The organism is Paenibacillus eucommiae, assembly GCF_017874215.1.
Lineage (GTDB): Bacteria > Bacillota > Bacilli > Paenibacillales > NBRC-103111 > Paenibacillus_AI > Paenibacillus_AI eucommiae.
In genome coordinates this window covers 20,299-34,223 of the sequence record NZ_JAGGLB010000059.1, presented here as the reverse complement: position 1 = coordinate 34,223, position 13,925 = coordinate 20,299, and the positions used below count along the sequence as shown (strand labels likewise).

General features: G+C 47.2%; 15 protein-coding genes. 4 read left to right on the top strand and 11 right to left on the bottom strand.

Translation table 11 applies throughout. From position 1 onward, the window contains the following. Nucleotides 1-206: 206 nt before the first annotated feature. Nucleotides 207-1,121 (bottom strand): Nif3-like dinuclear metal center hexameric protein, encoded by a 915-nt coding sequence (locus tag J2Z66_RS41240; RefSeq protein ID WP_209979723.1) that lies wholly within the window; start codon nt 1,119-1,121, stop codon nt 207-209. Nucleotides 1,122-1,357: 236 nt separating this feature from the next. Here J2Z66_RS41240 and J2Z66_RS41235 point away from each other — a divergent pair, with 236 nt between their 5' ends. Further along, the gene (locus J2Z66_RS41235; RefSeq protein ID WP_209979721.1) at nt 1,358-1,600 is read left to right on the top strand and encodes a hypothetical protein; all 243 of its coding nucleotides are present in this window, start codon (nt 1,358-1,360) and stop codon (nt 1,598-1,600) included. A 173-nt stretch (nt 1,601-1,773) separates the two neighbouring features. On the opposite strand, the gene J2Z66_RS41230 is transcribed toward J2Z66_RS41235, so the two are convergent. From J2Z66_RS41230 to J2Z66_RS41185, 10 genes are all read right to left on the bottom strand, one after another. Continuing rightward, entirely contained in the window at nt 1,774-2,091 is a 318-nt protein-coding gene (locus J2Z66_RS41230) for a winged helix-turn-helix domain-containing protein (RefSeq protein WP_209979719.1), read from the bottom strand. Beyond that, nucleotides 2,084-2,704, bottom strand: coding sequence for a hypothetical protein (locus tag J2Z66_RS41225; RefSeq protein ID WP_209979717.1), 621 nt, complete (start codon nt 2,702-2,704; stop codon nt 2,084-2,086). Before J2Z66_RS41225 ends, J2Z66_RS41230 begins: the two co-directional genes overlap by 8 nt. 54 nt (nt 2,705-2,758) lie before the next feature. Further along, nucleotides 2,759-3,505 (bottom strand): ABC transporter permease, encoded by a 747-nt coding sequence (locus J2Z66_RS41220; RefSeq protein ID WP_209979715.1) that lies wholly within the window; start codon nt 3,503-3,505, stop codon nt 2,759-2,761. Beyond that, entirely contained in the window at nt 3,505-4,425 is a 921-nt protein-coding gene (locus J2Z66_RS41215; RefSeq protein WP_209979713.1) for an ABC transporter ATP-binding protein, read from the bottom strand. Before J2Z66_RS41215 ends, J2Z66_RS41220 begins: the two co-directional genes overlap by 1 nt. A gap of 471 nt (nt 4,426-4,896) precedes the next feature. Then, complete coding sequence (locus J2Z66_RS41210; RefSeq protein ID WP_209979711.1) at nt 4,897-6,084, bottom strand: anti-sigma factor; 1,188 nt, start codon at nt 6,082-6,084, stop codon at nt 4,897-4,899. Then, on the bottom strand, nt 6,068-6,583 hold the full coding sequence (locus J2Z66_RS41205; protein ID WP_209979709.1) for a sigma-70 family RNA polymerase sigma factor: 516 nt from the start codon (nt 6,581-6,583) through the stop codon (nt 6,068-6,070). The genes J2Z66_RS41210 and J2Z66_RS41205 overlap by 17 nt, the downstream gene beginning before the upstream one ends. Nucleotides 6,584-6,745: 162 nt before the next feature. Then, nucleotides 6,746-7,042, bottom strand: a complete 297-nt coding sequence (locus J2Z66_RS41200; protein ID WP_209979707.1) for a DUF6509 family protein — start codon at nt 7,040-7,042, stop codon at nt 6,746-6,748. A gap of 87 nt (nt 7,043-7,129) precedes the next feature. Beyond that, on the bottom strand, nt 7,130-7,942 hold the full coding sequence (locus tag J2Z66_RS41195; RefSeq protein WP_209979705.1) for an amidohydrolase family protein: 813 nt from the start codon (nt 7,940-7,942) through the stop codon (nt 7,130-7,132). After that, nucleotides 7,939-8,682 carry an amidohydrolase family protein gene (locus J2Z66_RS41190; RefSeq protein WP_209979703.1) on the bottom strand — a complete coding sequence of 248 codons (744 nt, stop codon included), beginning with the start codon at nt 8,680-8,682 and terminating at the stop codon, nt 7,939-7,941. Before J2Z66_RS41190 ends, J2Z66_RS41195 begins: the two co-directional genes overlap by 4 nt. After that, nucleotides 8,679-9,920 carry an aspartate aminotransferase family protein gene (locus tag J2Z66_RS41185; protein ID WP_209979702.1) on the bottom strand — a complete coding sequence of 414 codons (1,242 nt, stop codon included), beginning with the start codon at nt 9,918-9,920 and terminating at the stop codon, nt 8,679-8,681. Before J2Z66_RS41185 ends, J2Z66_RS41190 begins: the two co-directional genes overlap by 4 nt. Nucleotides 9,921-10,139: 219 nt before the next feature. Here J2Z66_RS41185 and J2Z66_RS41180 point away from each other — a divergent pair, with 219 nt between their 5' ends. The 3 genes from J2Z66_RS41180 to J2Z66_RS41170 all read left to right on the top strand — a co-directional run bounded on the left by J2Z66_RS41180 (nt 10,140) and on the right by J2Z66_RS41170 (nt 13,909). Beyond that, nucleotides 10,140-11,552 carry an extracellular solute-binding protein gene (locus J2Z66_RS41180; protein WP_209979700.1) on the top strand — a complete coding sequence of 471 codons (1,413 nt, stop codon included), beginning with the start codon at nt 10,140-10,142 and terminating at the stop codon, nt 11,550-11,552. Between the two features lie 240 nt (nt 11,553-11,792). After that, nucleotides 11,793-13,130: a M20 family metallopeptidase gene (locus J2Z66_RS41175; protein ID WP_209979698.1), complete on the top strand. Its 1,338-nt coding sequence runs from the start codon at nt 11,793-11,795 to the stop codon at nt 13,128-13,130. Between the two features lie 26 nt (nt 13,131-13,156). After that, nucleotides 13,157-13,909, top strand: a complete 753-nt coding sequence (locus J2Z66_RS41170; protein ID WP_209979696.1) for an SDR family NAD(P)-dependent oxidoreductase — start codon at nt 13,157-13,159, stop codon at nt 13,907-13,909. Nucleotides 13,910-13,925 lie beyond the last annotated feature (16 nt).

Sequence of the window (13,925 nt, the reverse complement as noted above, 5' to 3'; positions counted from 1 at the left end):
CTTGACGGTTCTTTCTTTTAAAAAACCTTTGCTAGAACCCCTATTTTCATTCTTGGTGGTGACGTCGGCTACGAACGTCATGGTTGGTTTTTCATCGTTAAAAGCACCGGGTCGGGTCCACATCTTACTTTAACGATGGCGTCCATTGAGGGGCGTCCTTTCAGGAGCGGATAAAACCCATCTTGACCCGTTTACCACTAGTTCAATTATCTCCACCACTTATTTTGTGGTATTAATTTGACTGCAACATCGAAATTATCATTAAACCATGTATACAGCTGAGTTTTCATAACCAAAAATTCAGATGAAGCATGGGAAACTCCGATCAGCGACATTTTTGTATTTGGTACGTAATCCATCATGGTTTGAAATTTTCGTCTTCCCTTTTCGTTATCAATATGGCAATGGATTTCTCCAGTTATATAAGCTTGAACATTTTTAGCTTCAGCTATTTTCATGTCTGTGACTTCATCACCAGACCCTGCAACAATTGCAATCTTTTCAATCCTGTCGTTTTCTTTCCCTTCAAAGTCTACGTAAGGAATATCAAAAATAGATTGTAAGCTGTCAATAATTTCTGAAGTAGTTGTGGTATTCATTTCACAAATTAACCCGGCATATCCATTGGCGAATGGAACAAATTCTTCTAGAACCTTAGCTCCCAATTGTTCAGCTATGGCAAGGCTTGTGCTTATTTGCTTATTATAATCCAACGGAGCATGACAGGTATAAACCGATAATCCTTTGTCTTTTATTTTATCCAGCAGGTCTTTTCTTATCGGTAAAAATCCTCTTCCCCAATTACCCTTAGGATCCCCACACTCCATATGTAGTGGATGATGCATAAATAGGAGGTCACCCGGCTGTGATTCATTAGTAAATGTCTCCAATACTTCTTCAGTTGGGAAAACAGCCAGATGTACGCTTTGAACATGATCTGTTCCTTTCAACATAAGTCCATTGAATCGGGTAGTAAAATCCTTTTCAAAATAACTTTTCCAATCAAATTCAATCGGGTCGTAGACCATCGGTATAAACCTGCTAAACCCTGGGTCTTTCTCAAGATCTCTAATTTCAAAAAAATCATTTAACCTGCTTCCCAAATATAAAATGGATTCCATGTGGTTCTCTTCCTATCCTTTCGTTTTCTATAAATTAGAAGTATTATACTTAAATTTCATAAAAACGTCCATGGTATGTAACTCGAAAGTGTAAATACTTGAATGTGCCTTGTCAAGTTGTTTGACAACTCGGTTCAAGACATGGTGATGTCAATGTACAATGGGAGGGCCATTGACAAAAAAAATCTTGCAGAGCTTCGGGAAATGCTTGATCAAGTAGAAAAGGAGAAATCCTGATGCTTGCAGGTCTGTTCACGGACTTTCTGATTGTTTCCATGACTACAAGTCTGGTCATTATCGGTTTAATGATGTTGTCGCCAATGTTAAGCAAACAATATGCGGCAAAATGGAAATATTGGATATGGTTAATTTTAACAGTTCGATTAAATGTGATAGGGACTATTTATTTAACCAGCAAAGACAAGGGCCTAACATCGGTCTATGATGAGTCCTATGATAAATGGGACCATGATAAATAAGGGGCATCGCCGCTTTTCAGCATACGTGGTGATACGTGTGGTGATATGTGGTGAAATACGTGGTGGAGTGGTGAAGCGGTGAAGCGGTGAAACTTTGAGTAGTAAAGTTGTAAATCGAACCTTGGTTTGACGGTTTCGTCAGACCAAGGTTTTTTTTTACTTGCAGGTGACTGCTAACTCTTCTTGCCAGTCTGAGCCATGCGAATAATTTTTTCCAAGCCCTCAATATATTGCTGAAACATTTCCATACCCAGCTTGGTAGAAGTGCAGGTCGTTTTGGGACGTTTTCCGGCGAACGTTTTGGTGACAAGAATATAGCCAGCCTCTTCAAGCACACGAATATGGTTGCCAAGATTCCCTTCCGTCAGCTCAAGCTCTTTGCGCAAAAACACAAAGTCACACTCCCCATGAACGGTCAGCAAGCTCATAATTCCAAGGCGCGCCTTGGCATGTATCGTTTCGTCAATCGCACCAAGGATATTATCACCCATGCTTTTTCCTCCGCTGCAGCAACAATGCCGTCACAATAACGCTCCCTCCGCCGAGCAGTCCTAGCAGGAGGTTTTGGTATTCGAGCATAAACAGCCGAATGAATATGGAGAGTACGATAAACCAGATTCCAAGAAAGACAGGACCTTTTCCTACTAAGGTTCCCAATGAAATATACGCAATTCCTATCAGCATGCACCAGAAAAGAGACGCATATTCAAGTCTCACAATATCGGTAAACATCATCGCACACCCTACCAGCATCGTAGCCATAAAAGGAAGCCAGAACATCCAGCCATAGGAGCCGCCCTCCTGAACGGGAGCATTGCGCGATTGCCTGATGCCTACAATGGAAGATAAAAGGCCGCCAATAACCGCACCACATGACCAAAACCACATAGGCCACAACGTATGGTTGAACTGCATGCCTATATAACCAACCATCATATAAGTTCCCCAAATAAACAAAAATGGTGGGGATTGATCCAGCTTTTTCTTATTTTTTGCGATTAACTGTTTGATAAACTCAATATCCTGCAGCGCTTGCTTCTCTGGTTCTGCCTTAGCTCCTGACCGCCCTGCGGGAGATACTGATCTATCCTTGCCTTTTGCCAATCCAACCACTCCTAATACCAATGTGCCCGCCATCGCCTGAACGTGAAAGATACATTAATTCTCCCACCGGAACAGCCAAAAAGCAAGAGCCACACAAAGCATCCCAAAACCGGCAAGAACAGCAAGCTCCAAGCCATACTCCGTAATCGAATGACCTAGCCACACTCCCTGAGCCAAATCCACGAAATAAGTCATCGGCAGCCATTTGCTCGCGGATTGCATAAATTGCGGCATAATTTCAAGCGGCATAGCAATCCCGGATAAAAATAAGGCAGGAAAAAAGATAACCATCGCCAGCCCGCTTGCTGCCCCGGCATTTTTCGTAAGACCTGACATCGCAAACCCAAGACTGAAAAAGCCAATGCACCCCAGCAGCAGACAAACGATAAGTGTCAGCAGCCCGGAAAAAGTAAGTTGAATATCCCAAACCAGCTTGGCGAGTACGATAATTTCAGTTGCCCCAGCCAGAATTAGAAAGACCCCCTGCATCCCTTGAGAAGCTAGCACCGCAGACGCGCGGACAGGAGTAACCCGAAACCTGCGCAATGTTCCATTCACACGGTAGGTCACCATGTTGATGTTCAGCGTAAAAACAGAAACCGAAATGACATTCAGCACACATAATGCGGGAACATACGTATCGATGTACCGTGTTCCGGGCTCAGTCCCAGGCTGATCTCCAAATATAGAGCCGAATATAACCAGCATCAGAATCGGATACACCAGCAGCCAAAATATCGTCAGCAAGTCGCGAAAATATAGTTTAAAATCAAATGCCATCAGCCTCAAATAGCTGTTCATTATCCATTCCCCTTTCCGTGCATGGTCATTTCGCTAAAGACATCATTCATCGAGGTATTCTCCAATGTCAATTCACTCACAAGCCAGTTCTCCTGCTCGGCAAGATGAAACAGCTGTTTTAACGTTTGGTCCTTATCGTTGGAATGCAGCTTGATCCAGTCCGGCTTCCATTCTATCTGCGTAACGCCTGAAAGCTTGGATAAAGCTTCCTGGTCAGCATGACCAGTGTTTTTGAAGCCTATGCGTCTTGTGCCACCCAGCAGCGAAATCAGCTTTTTAGGCGTATCTAGTGCAATCAACCGCCCTTTGTCGATCAGAGCTACACGGTCGCATAAAGTCTCCGCTTCCTCCATATAATGAGTCGTCACGACGATCGTCCGTCCTTCTTGCTTCAGGCTAAGAATCATCTGCCACATCTCGTTTCGCGCATTAGGGTCCAGCCCCATACTCGGTTCATCGAGAAAAACAATAGCAGGATCATTAATTAAAGTAAGGGCCAGTGAGACACGCTGCTTCCAGCCTCCGGACAAAGACTTGATATACTCGTTTTGTTTATCCTCCAACCCGAGAAATCGCGTTACTTTCTGCAAATCAACTGGTTTCTTGTAGAACGAGGCAAACAGCTGGAACACTTCTTTCACCTTTGCCTTCTCAGGAATGGAGCTTGACTGCAGCAGAACACCGATGCGCTGCTTGATCTCCTCCGCATGCTTGCGGATATCCATGCCTAATACCGTAGCCACACCGCTATCAGCTGTACGCAGTCCTTCAATAATCTCAATCAAGGTCGTTTTCCCTGCCCCATTAGGACCCACTATGCCAAAAATTTCACCTTCGTGAATATCCATCGTAATATCGTCCACCGCTGCTCTGGAGCCGTACTGCTTTCGCACTTTATCAAGCTGAATAACTGCCTTCAATAGAAGAACCTCCTACTAAAAATTATGGATAAATTAAGGATATCGTTCAAAATTAATCATACTCTGAATTACAGAGTAATCTGTTTCAATATGAATGTCAAGCAAATTACTGGCCTGCATCCATTAAGAACAACGCCTTGCGGAGTCCTTTGATGAGCGTGTTCGTGACGCCAGTGCTTGGGAGGTAAGGGTTGTGGGCTCCAGCCGCTGTTAAAGATTTGTTCCCTTGAATAGCATGGATGTGGAGGTTGGAACAAATCTTTAAAGGCGGACGCTATCGCTCTTCCTCCCACACCCCTTACCTCTCTCAGCTACAATCGCACGAGCACCAAGCTCAAACGGACAGCCACCAGACGTCTGGTTCCTGAGCCAAAGGGAGAGTAGCAATAAGGAATATAAACTTTCTTATGGATGACAAAAAAAACCGGATCACAAGCCTCCGGGTTCTTAATTAAGCCTCTGTTACTCTTCTCACCTGTCATGCCAGTTCCACAAACGAACCTCGCCTAAAACCATTTCTTTAACCCAAGCTTCCTGCCTCAGCTGCAGCAATTCCTTGGTTGGACCTGTAATGACTGCGCCATACAGTTTGACACCGTTCTCTTCCAAATAGGTGATCACTTCGTCAATTTTGAGAAAAGGAGCTATTTTCTTGGCCACTGATTTATGCTCCTGCAGCAAATGTAATGACTTCATGAAATTTTCATTCCGTATTTCCCCATCTCCATAGGCATCAATGCCTGGAGAAGCAGATACACTTGTCACCGTTTTCCCGAGCAAACCGCGCTTTACTTCCGTAGAGCTCCTTGTGTTCATATCATCGTAATGCCAAATCGGAAAGTAAGGAAATCCTACAGGATTAAATACGACGCCGCTGTCATCAGGTGTTTTCTCTGGTCCGGTATCCGCGGCGAACCAGGTAGGTATCATATTTTTATTTTCAAATAGCTTTAGTAATTCATCCGTAGTAAATAAGCGGTCGAACGAAAGAAACACTTCGGCAACGGTTCCTTCAGGCAATTTTTCCAGCATCCCCCAATCACCACTCCCCATATGCCGCTCAGACTCCAGACCTTTTATATTCGGATTATAAAAATGTCCACTTCCATTACTGCTGCTTTCATTCAACGTTGTCGTCACCAGCCCTGGCTGCGCCCACAAGAAAGGTATAGCAAAATCGCCAATCACTGACTGGGCATCTCCAATCTTTTTTTGCAGCTTTCCACTTAAATCCATAGTAAAAAATAAATTCATTTGACCATTTAGATGGACTTCAACGTTCGGACGGGTAAGCGCAACAGTCGTTGAAACAACATCCCGATAAATCTCCATACGGTTAGGCTCTCCCCTCCCATAAAAAAGCCCCGTACTAATCGAGCTAACAATGGTTACCGCCAGCAAGATCAACAAAACCGTGAGCGTATTCGTCAGCCGCGCCTTCCACTTGCCTCTTCTAATAATGCGTTTTTCCCGAATCGGCGGATCGGATCTTACAACATTTTGCTCATGGATGGATGTGCTCCCTTTGGCTACATGCTCCTCCAGGTAAGTCTGATACACCTCCATTTTTTCAATTTCCCGTTCGACTTCCTCTCTATCGGCATCCGCTAGCTTTCCATCCGCATAATCCTGTAATTTGCGCTTAAACTCCTCGCTCATCCTGATCGCTCCTTTCTTTCTGCTGCCGCAGCCTTTGTCTGGCCCGAAAAAGCAAGATTTTGAAGTGGGACAACCCGACCTCCATAATCTCAGCTGCCTCCTGATAAGAGAACTGATGGAAATCGTACAGCAGCATCGCCTGCCGCTGATTGTCCGGAAGCGAAGCTACCGCCCGTTCGATCTCATTCATGCGTTCCTCCCGCAACAGCTTGCTTTCAGGCGTGTCCGCAGCATCAGAGAGCTGGTTGAAATAGCCGCCCTCCTTGGTAACACTTCTCCGCTGCTTTCGCTTCAAATCGACAAACACATTATAGGCCACACGGAACAGCCAAGGCTTGACCTTGTCATCCCTGCAGTTTTCCAAATATAAATAAGCGCGGTAAAACGTTTCCTGCACTAAATCTTCCGCCTCCTGATGATCGCGACAGAGGGATCGCAAATAACGGTAAACGTCCTTCATGTACATGCGATAAATACTATCCAGTCCATCCGGCTCCATTAGCTCCCTCCTCCATCTAGACACGTATGAAATGAAGAAAAGTTACAGCTCAGCTCATTAGGCGCACAAACCACAAAAAAAAGACCACTGAATACTCAGCAGCCTTCGTACTACTACTATTATTAGTACTATTAAATGAAGCTTTAGGAACGCAGCCTATGACTACTTATCGTTTTTCTGCGAATTGTCCTTGCAAAAAGCTAACAACTGCTCTTCTTCATCCTGCTCCAGATCAAAGTCGAGGTGTTCATCTGTAATTTTTTCAATAATGTCATACTTGATGATACTTGCCCGGCTTTCTTCCACATGATAAATTGCCCTTATATACAACCCATTCTGGGAGTACAGCTCGTCATCCTCATCAACCTCAATATCCAGCAGAAACTCGTAACGCTCCCCAGTCAAAATTTTAAAAGGGTCCTTTATCAATTCCACACTATACTCCGTAACGTTTAACATTTAATCATCCTTCCCAAACCTCTGCCCTTTATTATACACAAAAAAGCAGCGAAAAAAAGGAAGTTGCTTAAATGACTTGTAAATGTCCTAGGAAGAGCCGCCGAGAAAACGCTGCGCGTTCCCGCTGCAGAGCGCATACCTTTCAACTTCGCTAATATTGGCAGCTGCAAGCTGCAGCACGGTTGCTTCGGCATTTTGGATCGGAAAGCAGGAGCCATAAGCAAACTTATTCACCTGTCCCAGCTTGCAGAGCAGTGCAATTACGGCCAGCGGACCATTGAAGAACCAGAGGTCTCCGTACAGATTTGTCCTTGGACAATCGTCATGCAGGTGCAGCTCCATGGTTTCCCACTCCGGCTTGTTCAGACCGCTGATAAGCAGCGGAAGGTCTGACGCTGCTGTGATAAGCTCTGCCAGTTCATGCAGCGGTACCTCAGCAGTCACAAACTTCGGATGCTGCAGCCTTAGATCCTGCAAGCGGGCACAGATTTGCAAGGGCAATCCAAGCTCACGCAGAGCAGCAGTCAGCTCAGCAACGCTGGCATCGCCCAGCTTGTAATCGTGAAATCCTGGAACGAGCCTGACCCCACGGGCACCTGACTCGGCAGCCCATGTCAGTTCCCGCTGCCATCCGGATTGTCCCGGGTTCAGGATGACGAAAGGCCACAGCCGGTCGTCACCAGCCGCTTCCGCCAGCAGCGCTTCATTTCCGCTGCGCGTATCGTGCCCAAAAACCGAAGCGATATGACTGACGCACATCCCCGTTAGACCTAGACGGTCACACATCGCTGACAAATCCCCGGCAGCAGCGCTCGTTTTGTAACGAAAAGGCCATTGTCCAAGAAAAACAGTCACATCCACAGCACCTTGCTGTCGAAAAGGATCCCATATTTGTGTCATTTCAGCACCTCCGACAGCAATCTACTCATATTTCCTTGCGTAACCAAGCCGACAGCTTCCGGAGACAAGCCGGCGCCAAGCACCTTGCCGAGATTGCTCGCCAGACATGCACCGCCAAGATCCGAGCCGAAGATGACCCGTTCAGGCCCAAGCCGGTCCACTGCCAAAGCGACTTCATTGCCACCAATGGGAGAACCCGACGTGTCTGTGTATACATTATTGTAAGCTGCGATTGTATTCATCGCTGTTTCCACCTGGCCTCCCATATGGGCCATAATAATCCGGGCCTCGGGGTAACGCTCGGCAAGGTCAGCCACATGCTCAGCCGTAGATTCATAAGGCAGTTGCCCGACTGTTTTGCGCCAGGAATGAATTAATATAGGCAGCTTATAGGCAATCGACTGTTCAATAAAGGGAAAAACAAGTGGATCATTACACAGGGTTGCTATCCAAAGCTTGAGTCCAATCATCGTCCTGCCCTCAATCCGCCGACGGAAATCGGTTAAGGCCTTTTCACCATGTCTGGGATTCACGTAGCAATAACCCGCGACCCTGTCCGGGTGCGCCTGCACAACGGCGGCCATATCGTCATTGGACCTGCTGACCTGCTCGTATGTCGGATAAGGAATATAATTGCAAATCGAACTCCCTACAAATAAACGGACACCCAACCGGTCGCCCTCGGACAATGTTTCGGCGTGTAGTTTACTGCCATCCAAATGAATATGAGCATCAATCATACTGAATTCCTTCCCCCTTCCATTTCTGCGCACGCTCCACGAAGCCTACCCAATGCCTCGTCAATATCAGCAGTCTGATGGCTGAAATTAACATACGAAACATTGTACAAAGATACCCCATGCTTATAGGCCAGTCTGAAAAATTGCTGCAATATGCTTCCATCCGCTCCTGAACCTACGCTAAAAGCAGGACATGGCCAAAAACCCCTAATTTCTATGGGAACACCAAACTCCGCAAATATGTCTTGTAAACCGCCCCACATCCGCTCGCCCTGGAGCCACAAATGTCTAACAACATCCTGATTGCTGTAAACAGTTAAACAGCTTTTGGCAGCCGCTAGAGATAAAGTCTCCCCTCCAAAGGTTGAAGAAATTACTGTCCCCCCTTTGTCGCAAGCAGCCATAACTTCCTTCGCGCCCACATAGGCGGCAATCGGCATACCGTTGGCCATTCCCTTGCTGAACACAGCCAAATCGGGAACCACATTGAAGTACTCCTGAACCCCTCCAAGCGCAATCCGAAACCCAGTCACAATCTCATCGAAAATAAGCAGGCTTCCCTCTTTCCTTGTCAACTCACGAAGCGCCGGATAAAAAGTTTCTCCTTGCGCAATTGCAGCATAATCTGCCGCAATAACAACCGCAGCAATCTGGCCTGTATATTCGTTGAACAGCCTTTCGACTTCCTCCAAATCATTCCACTGTGCAGCATGATGTAAAGAGCTTAATGCCTGCGGTACTCCTGGCACGGTAGCTGACCTCTGGCCAGGCAGCTGCGCACCACCTGCTGCTAAGCTGTTCACCCAGCCGTTATAGCCAATCTGAATAATATGGTCCCGTCCCGTATAGAAACGCGCTATGCGGATCGTCGCAGCTAAAGCTTCTCCCCCCGTTTTCAGGAAGCGCGCCTGCTCCGCACAAGGAATTTGGGCACAAAGCATTTCAGCCACTTCACATTCTAGCGGATGCGGATGTCCAAAAATAATGCCATTAGCCAGCTGTGCACGAATCGCCTCATCGACTGCAGGAAATTGATAGCCCAGCGTAATCGGGCCAAGACCGTTGCGGAAATCAATATACTCCTTCCCATCAGCATCCCATACGCGGCACCGCTCCCCTCTTACAATAACTCCCGGCTCCTCCGGAACAAGCTGCGGTGCCTTAGAGCATGTACTCGATCCCCAGGGTATAACCTGATTCAAACGCTCAGTCCATTGCTGTGAAATGGATTCCTTCATACTTATTCCTCCTTGTTGAGCCTTCGTAACATCGCCTAACATCACTCTGTCCATCCACCTGAAAATACGGTATAATAAAAATACAAAAAGGTATATGTACCTAACCTATACCATTAATATAGACACCGAAATTAGAGATGTCAATACCATAAATTTCAATAACAATTCAGGATCATAAATTCAAGACCATATATTCCAAGACCATACAAAGAAAGTAGCGTGAACATCATACGTAGGGAAAATGACTATCTTTATGTAAAGCTGTATAACACACTTAAGGAGCAAATTGTTACGGGATTTATTAAGCCCGGAGGCTATTTGCTTGCAGAAAGCGAATTATGTACCCATTACAGCATGAGCCGGAATTCCGTAAGGAAAGCACTCGAGCAGTTGCATAAGGAAGGTCTTGTCGTCAAAAGGGTAGGACTTGGCACTATGGTGCCTGAAGATTTGGTTGTCACTAAATCAGATCGCAAAACACTGCGTATTTTCACGCCCTTTCCTGCCCATTTTGTCGACTACGGCTTTCAGTTCATTCTTGATGCTTTCCAGCGCAGCTATCCGCAGGTGGACGTCAAGCTCCTCAGCTTTCCTGTAAGTAAATTTTGGGAATCCATCCGTTTGAGCAGCGAGCTTGGATTCGCACCTGATATCGTGCTTGCGTCGGATTTGCAGCTTTTGGACCGCAGCAAGCTTGCTTCCTTTATCGATCTTTCACAGGATGAGGAGCTTGCCGGAGAGCTCAGCAGCATTTATCCCAAAGTACTGCATGCTTTTCGTGAAGCTAATGAATGCAAAGCGGCGCCAATCAGCTTCACTCCCGTTTATTTGACCTATAATCCCGGGCTGTTCACAGCGGGTGGCGTGACGCATCCGGCTCTGGATTGGACACTCGACGACTTTATCGATGCCGCGCAAAGACTGACCCTGGTTCAAAGTGGCACCAAAGATGGCACAAAAGATGGCAGAATCCATAGATACGGCTTTTCCATAAGCCCTGATTTAAACCGTTGGCCGGTGTTCGCGCTGCAGAACGGCTTTCACAGCCCTGATCAACAGCTGCGACAGAGCAGCATCCGTCAGGCCTTCGCCTTGATTGAGAAGCTGTGCTTTAACGAGCGAATTGCTTTGGCTTACCCGGGAATCGTCAGCGGAACCAATCCTTTTGTCTATGAGAAATCAGCGATGACCTTGACGACGCTTTTCGAAATGGCCAGTTGGAAAGAGCAGAACATCAGCTTCGAGCCGGAGGTGGCCCCGCTTCCTTTTGGCAATGAGCGCACCTCTCTTATGCAGGCCAATGCGCTGATGATTTCAGCTTCGTGCAGTGATATGAGCCTTGCCCGTGCTTTTATCCGAACGGCCCTATCCAGCTCTGTTCAGCAGGAAATGTGTGAGGGGACACCCTTCCTCTCGATCAAAAAAGCTATTAACGAATCTACGAAAAGTAAAGCCTTCCTGCAATCGCTCCATATTGACGGCGAGCTTATTGACAACAATGTTTTTATGCGTGAATTGTTCCAGGAGAGCGACAGATACGAGCTGCAAAGCGAACTCGGATTATTTTGGCTTGGCCTTGATTCCGCCGGGAACGCTGCCGATGCAGTCGAGCACATTTTGATGAAAGATTGAAACTTGGACCAAGGCTGATTGGCTGCGTAGTCCTATGGCAAAATCATGGGAGAGTCTGCCCGCTCTGAGCACAAAACAGACAGCTATATAAAGGTTGACGAAAGTTTTGCAAGTGATATACAATGTCCGTGTTATTCAATTCGCTTCCATATATTAGATTTCATTTTGGATAATGAAATGGAAGGTTCAGTTTGTTAGCATATCGATGCAAAAATGAGTACATAGAAGGTGGGGAACGACTTGACGACCGGAGACGAACAGCAATTGTATGCATTGTATGCACAAATCAACGAATGGGCCAAGCTCAACCGCGAACGTTTAATTGAACTCGTATCTACACTGGTAGAGCATGATACCGTCAATCAGATTGTGACCGGTCAAGAGGAGCAATGTCAGCATGTCTTGTCCGGAATATTAACAGAAATGGGGCTCTCCACAGAGCTTTATAATCCCGAAGAGGTTACTGGATTTCATGAGCATCCGGCCTACTATCCAGGCAAAGATTACAGCAATCGGCCCAATGTGGTCGCGGTTTGGAAGGGCACAGGCGGTGGCAAATCCTTATTATTCTCCAGTCATATAGATACCGCAGTCATTGCCCCCGGCTGGGAGCATGATCCATTTACGCCGCGCTTGGAAGATAACCGCCTTTACGGCTTGGGAAGCTTCGACATGAAGAGCGGGTTAAGCGCTTCTGTCATGGCGGTGCGTTGTTTGATGGAGCTCGGGATCAAGCTTAAAGGAGATATAACGATCGAATCCGTAGTGGACGAGGAGTTTGGCGGTGCTAATGGAACTGTAGCCGGCCGGGCCAAAGGGACTGCTGCCGACGTTGCAATTATCCCGGAACCGACGAATCTGGCCATTTACCCTGCTTCTCGCGGCGGTGCCTTATGGCGGATCACGTTCCGGGGAACCACAGGGCTCTCGTTCAGCGGGGAATCCATTGAGAATCCTGCGAACGCAGCTGCCAAGTTTATAGTATTCCTGGAGCGCTTCGAGCAATCCCGAGCCGGCATACCTGGTCCTGCTCCCTGGTACAAGGATCAGCAGGATCCGCTTCCTGTCATCGTGACACGTCTGGAGGCAGGCGACATGCAGGCTGCTCTTTGCGATGTTGGACCTGTCGAATGTCATGTGGACATCTGGGTGGAATGCTATCCGGGCGTTACAGAAGAGGATTTGAAAAGCCAGCTTCTTCAGGGATACGAGGATTTCTGCGGCAAAACCTTTGCCGATGGCCTCAGCCGGCCGGAATTTCAACGTATGGTCCGCTTTTTGCCCGGCTCTGCTGTTGCTGAAGACCTCCCGCTAATCCCGCTTCTGGCCAGCAGAATCGAATCTGTTACCGGTCACGCCGCTGAAATAATGGGCGCACCTTTTGCCTGTGATTCCTTCGTCTTTAATCAATACAGCTCCACACCCGCTGTTATTCTTGGCCCATCCGGCGGCAACGCGCATGCGCCTGACGAATTTGTCGATCTGGACAGCTTGGTTGAGCTGGTATGCATCTACGCGGGAATTATCGTCCGCTGGTGTGGTGTTGAAGATAGTCATGCTGGAAATTGCCAGCTTTAAAAAGCTTATGGAAAGGTGGAAAACCCATGCAAAGATTTCAGGGGAAAATCGTTATGGTCACCGGCGCCAGCCGCGGAATTGGTAAAGAAACAGCGCTCCGCTTTGCTTCTGAGGGCGCTCAGCTAATCCTCGCCTCCAATGATGCGGCAGAGCTTAAGGAAACGGAAGAAGAGTTTAAACAGCTGGGATACTGGACACTTGGTTTGGTTATGGATGTTTCGAATGCAGATCAGGTCAATGAAGAAACGGCCAAAGCCATCGAAAGCCTGGGACGCATCGACATTCTGATCAATAATGCGGGCATTGCTGCGCAGGACGATTTTCTGGACATTTCCGAAAAAAGCTGGAAAAGGATGCTGGACGTCAATTTAAACGGCATGTTTTATGTCGGACAACGCGTCTCCCGCCAGATGGCCGATCAAGGCGGAGGCGTTATCGTCAATATGGCCTCAACGAACGGACTTGTCGGCGAAGCCAAATATGCCCACTACAATGCCTCCAAGGGCGGAGTCGTGCTGCTGACCAAAACAATGGCCATCGAACTTGGTGTACATAATATCCGGGTAAATGCCGTTTGCCCAGGATATATCCAGACCCCGATGTCCGAAGCGATGGATAGTCCCGAATTCGTTCAAGAATACATCCGCACCAAAATTCCGCTCGGACGGGCCGGCAAGGCCGCTGATGTGGCCGGTGTATTCGCATTTTTGGCTTCAGACGATGCTGGCTTTATTACGGGTGAAACGATTGTCGTCGACGGCGGCCAATTAGCATTTTAACTCATATCATTACTTA

Bases quoted from the DNA above. Each gene is read 5' to 3' on its own strand.
- J2Z66_RS41240 (WP_209979723.1), bottom strand. From the start codon at position 1,121: ATGGAATCCATTTTATATTTGGGAAGCAGGTTAAATGATTTTTTTGAA.
- J2Z66_RS41170 (WP_209979696.1), top strand. From the start codon at position 13,157: ATGCAAAGATTTCAGGGGAAAATCGTTATGGTCACCGGCGCCAGCCGC.
- J2Z66_RS41235 (WP_209979721.1), top strand. From the start codon at position 1,358: ATGCTTGCAGGTCTGTTCACGGACTTTCTGATTGTTTCCATGACTACA.
- J2Z66_RS41195 (WP_209979705.1), bottom strand. From the start codon at position 7,942: ATGACACAAATATGGGATCCTTTTCGACAGCAAGGTGCTGTGGATGTG.
- J2Z66_RS41190 (WP_209979703.1), bottom strand. From the start codon at position 8,682: ATGATTGATGCTCATATTCATTTGGATGGCAGTAAACTACACGCCGAA.
- J2Z66_RS41210 (WP_209979711.1), bottom strand. From the start codon at position 6,084: ATGAGCGAGGAGTTTAAGCGCAAATTACAGGATTATGCGGATGGAAAG.
- J2Z66_RS41230 (WP_209979719.1), bottom strand. From the start codon at position 2,091: ATGGGTGATAATATCCTTGGTGCGATTGACGAAACGATACATGCCAAG.
- J2Z66_RS41205 (WP_209979709.1), bottom strand. From the start codon at position 6,583: ATGGAGCCGGATGGACTGGATAGTATTTATCGCATGTACATGAAGGAC.
- J2Z66_RS41220 (WP_209979715.1), bottom strand. From the start codon at position 3,505: ATGAACAGCTATTTGAGGCTGATGGCATTTGATTTTAAACTATATTTT.
- J2Z66_RS41200 (WP_209979707.1), bottom strand. From the start codon at position 7,042: ATGTTAAACGTTACGGAGTATAGTGTGGAATTGATAAAGGACCCTTTT.
- J2Z66_RS41185 (WP_209979702.1), bottom strand. From the start codon at position 9,920: ATGAAGGAATCCATTTCACAGCAATGGACTGAGCGTTTGAATCAGGTT.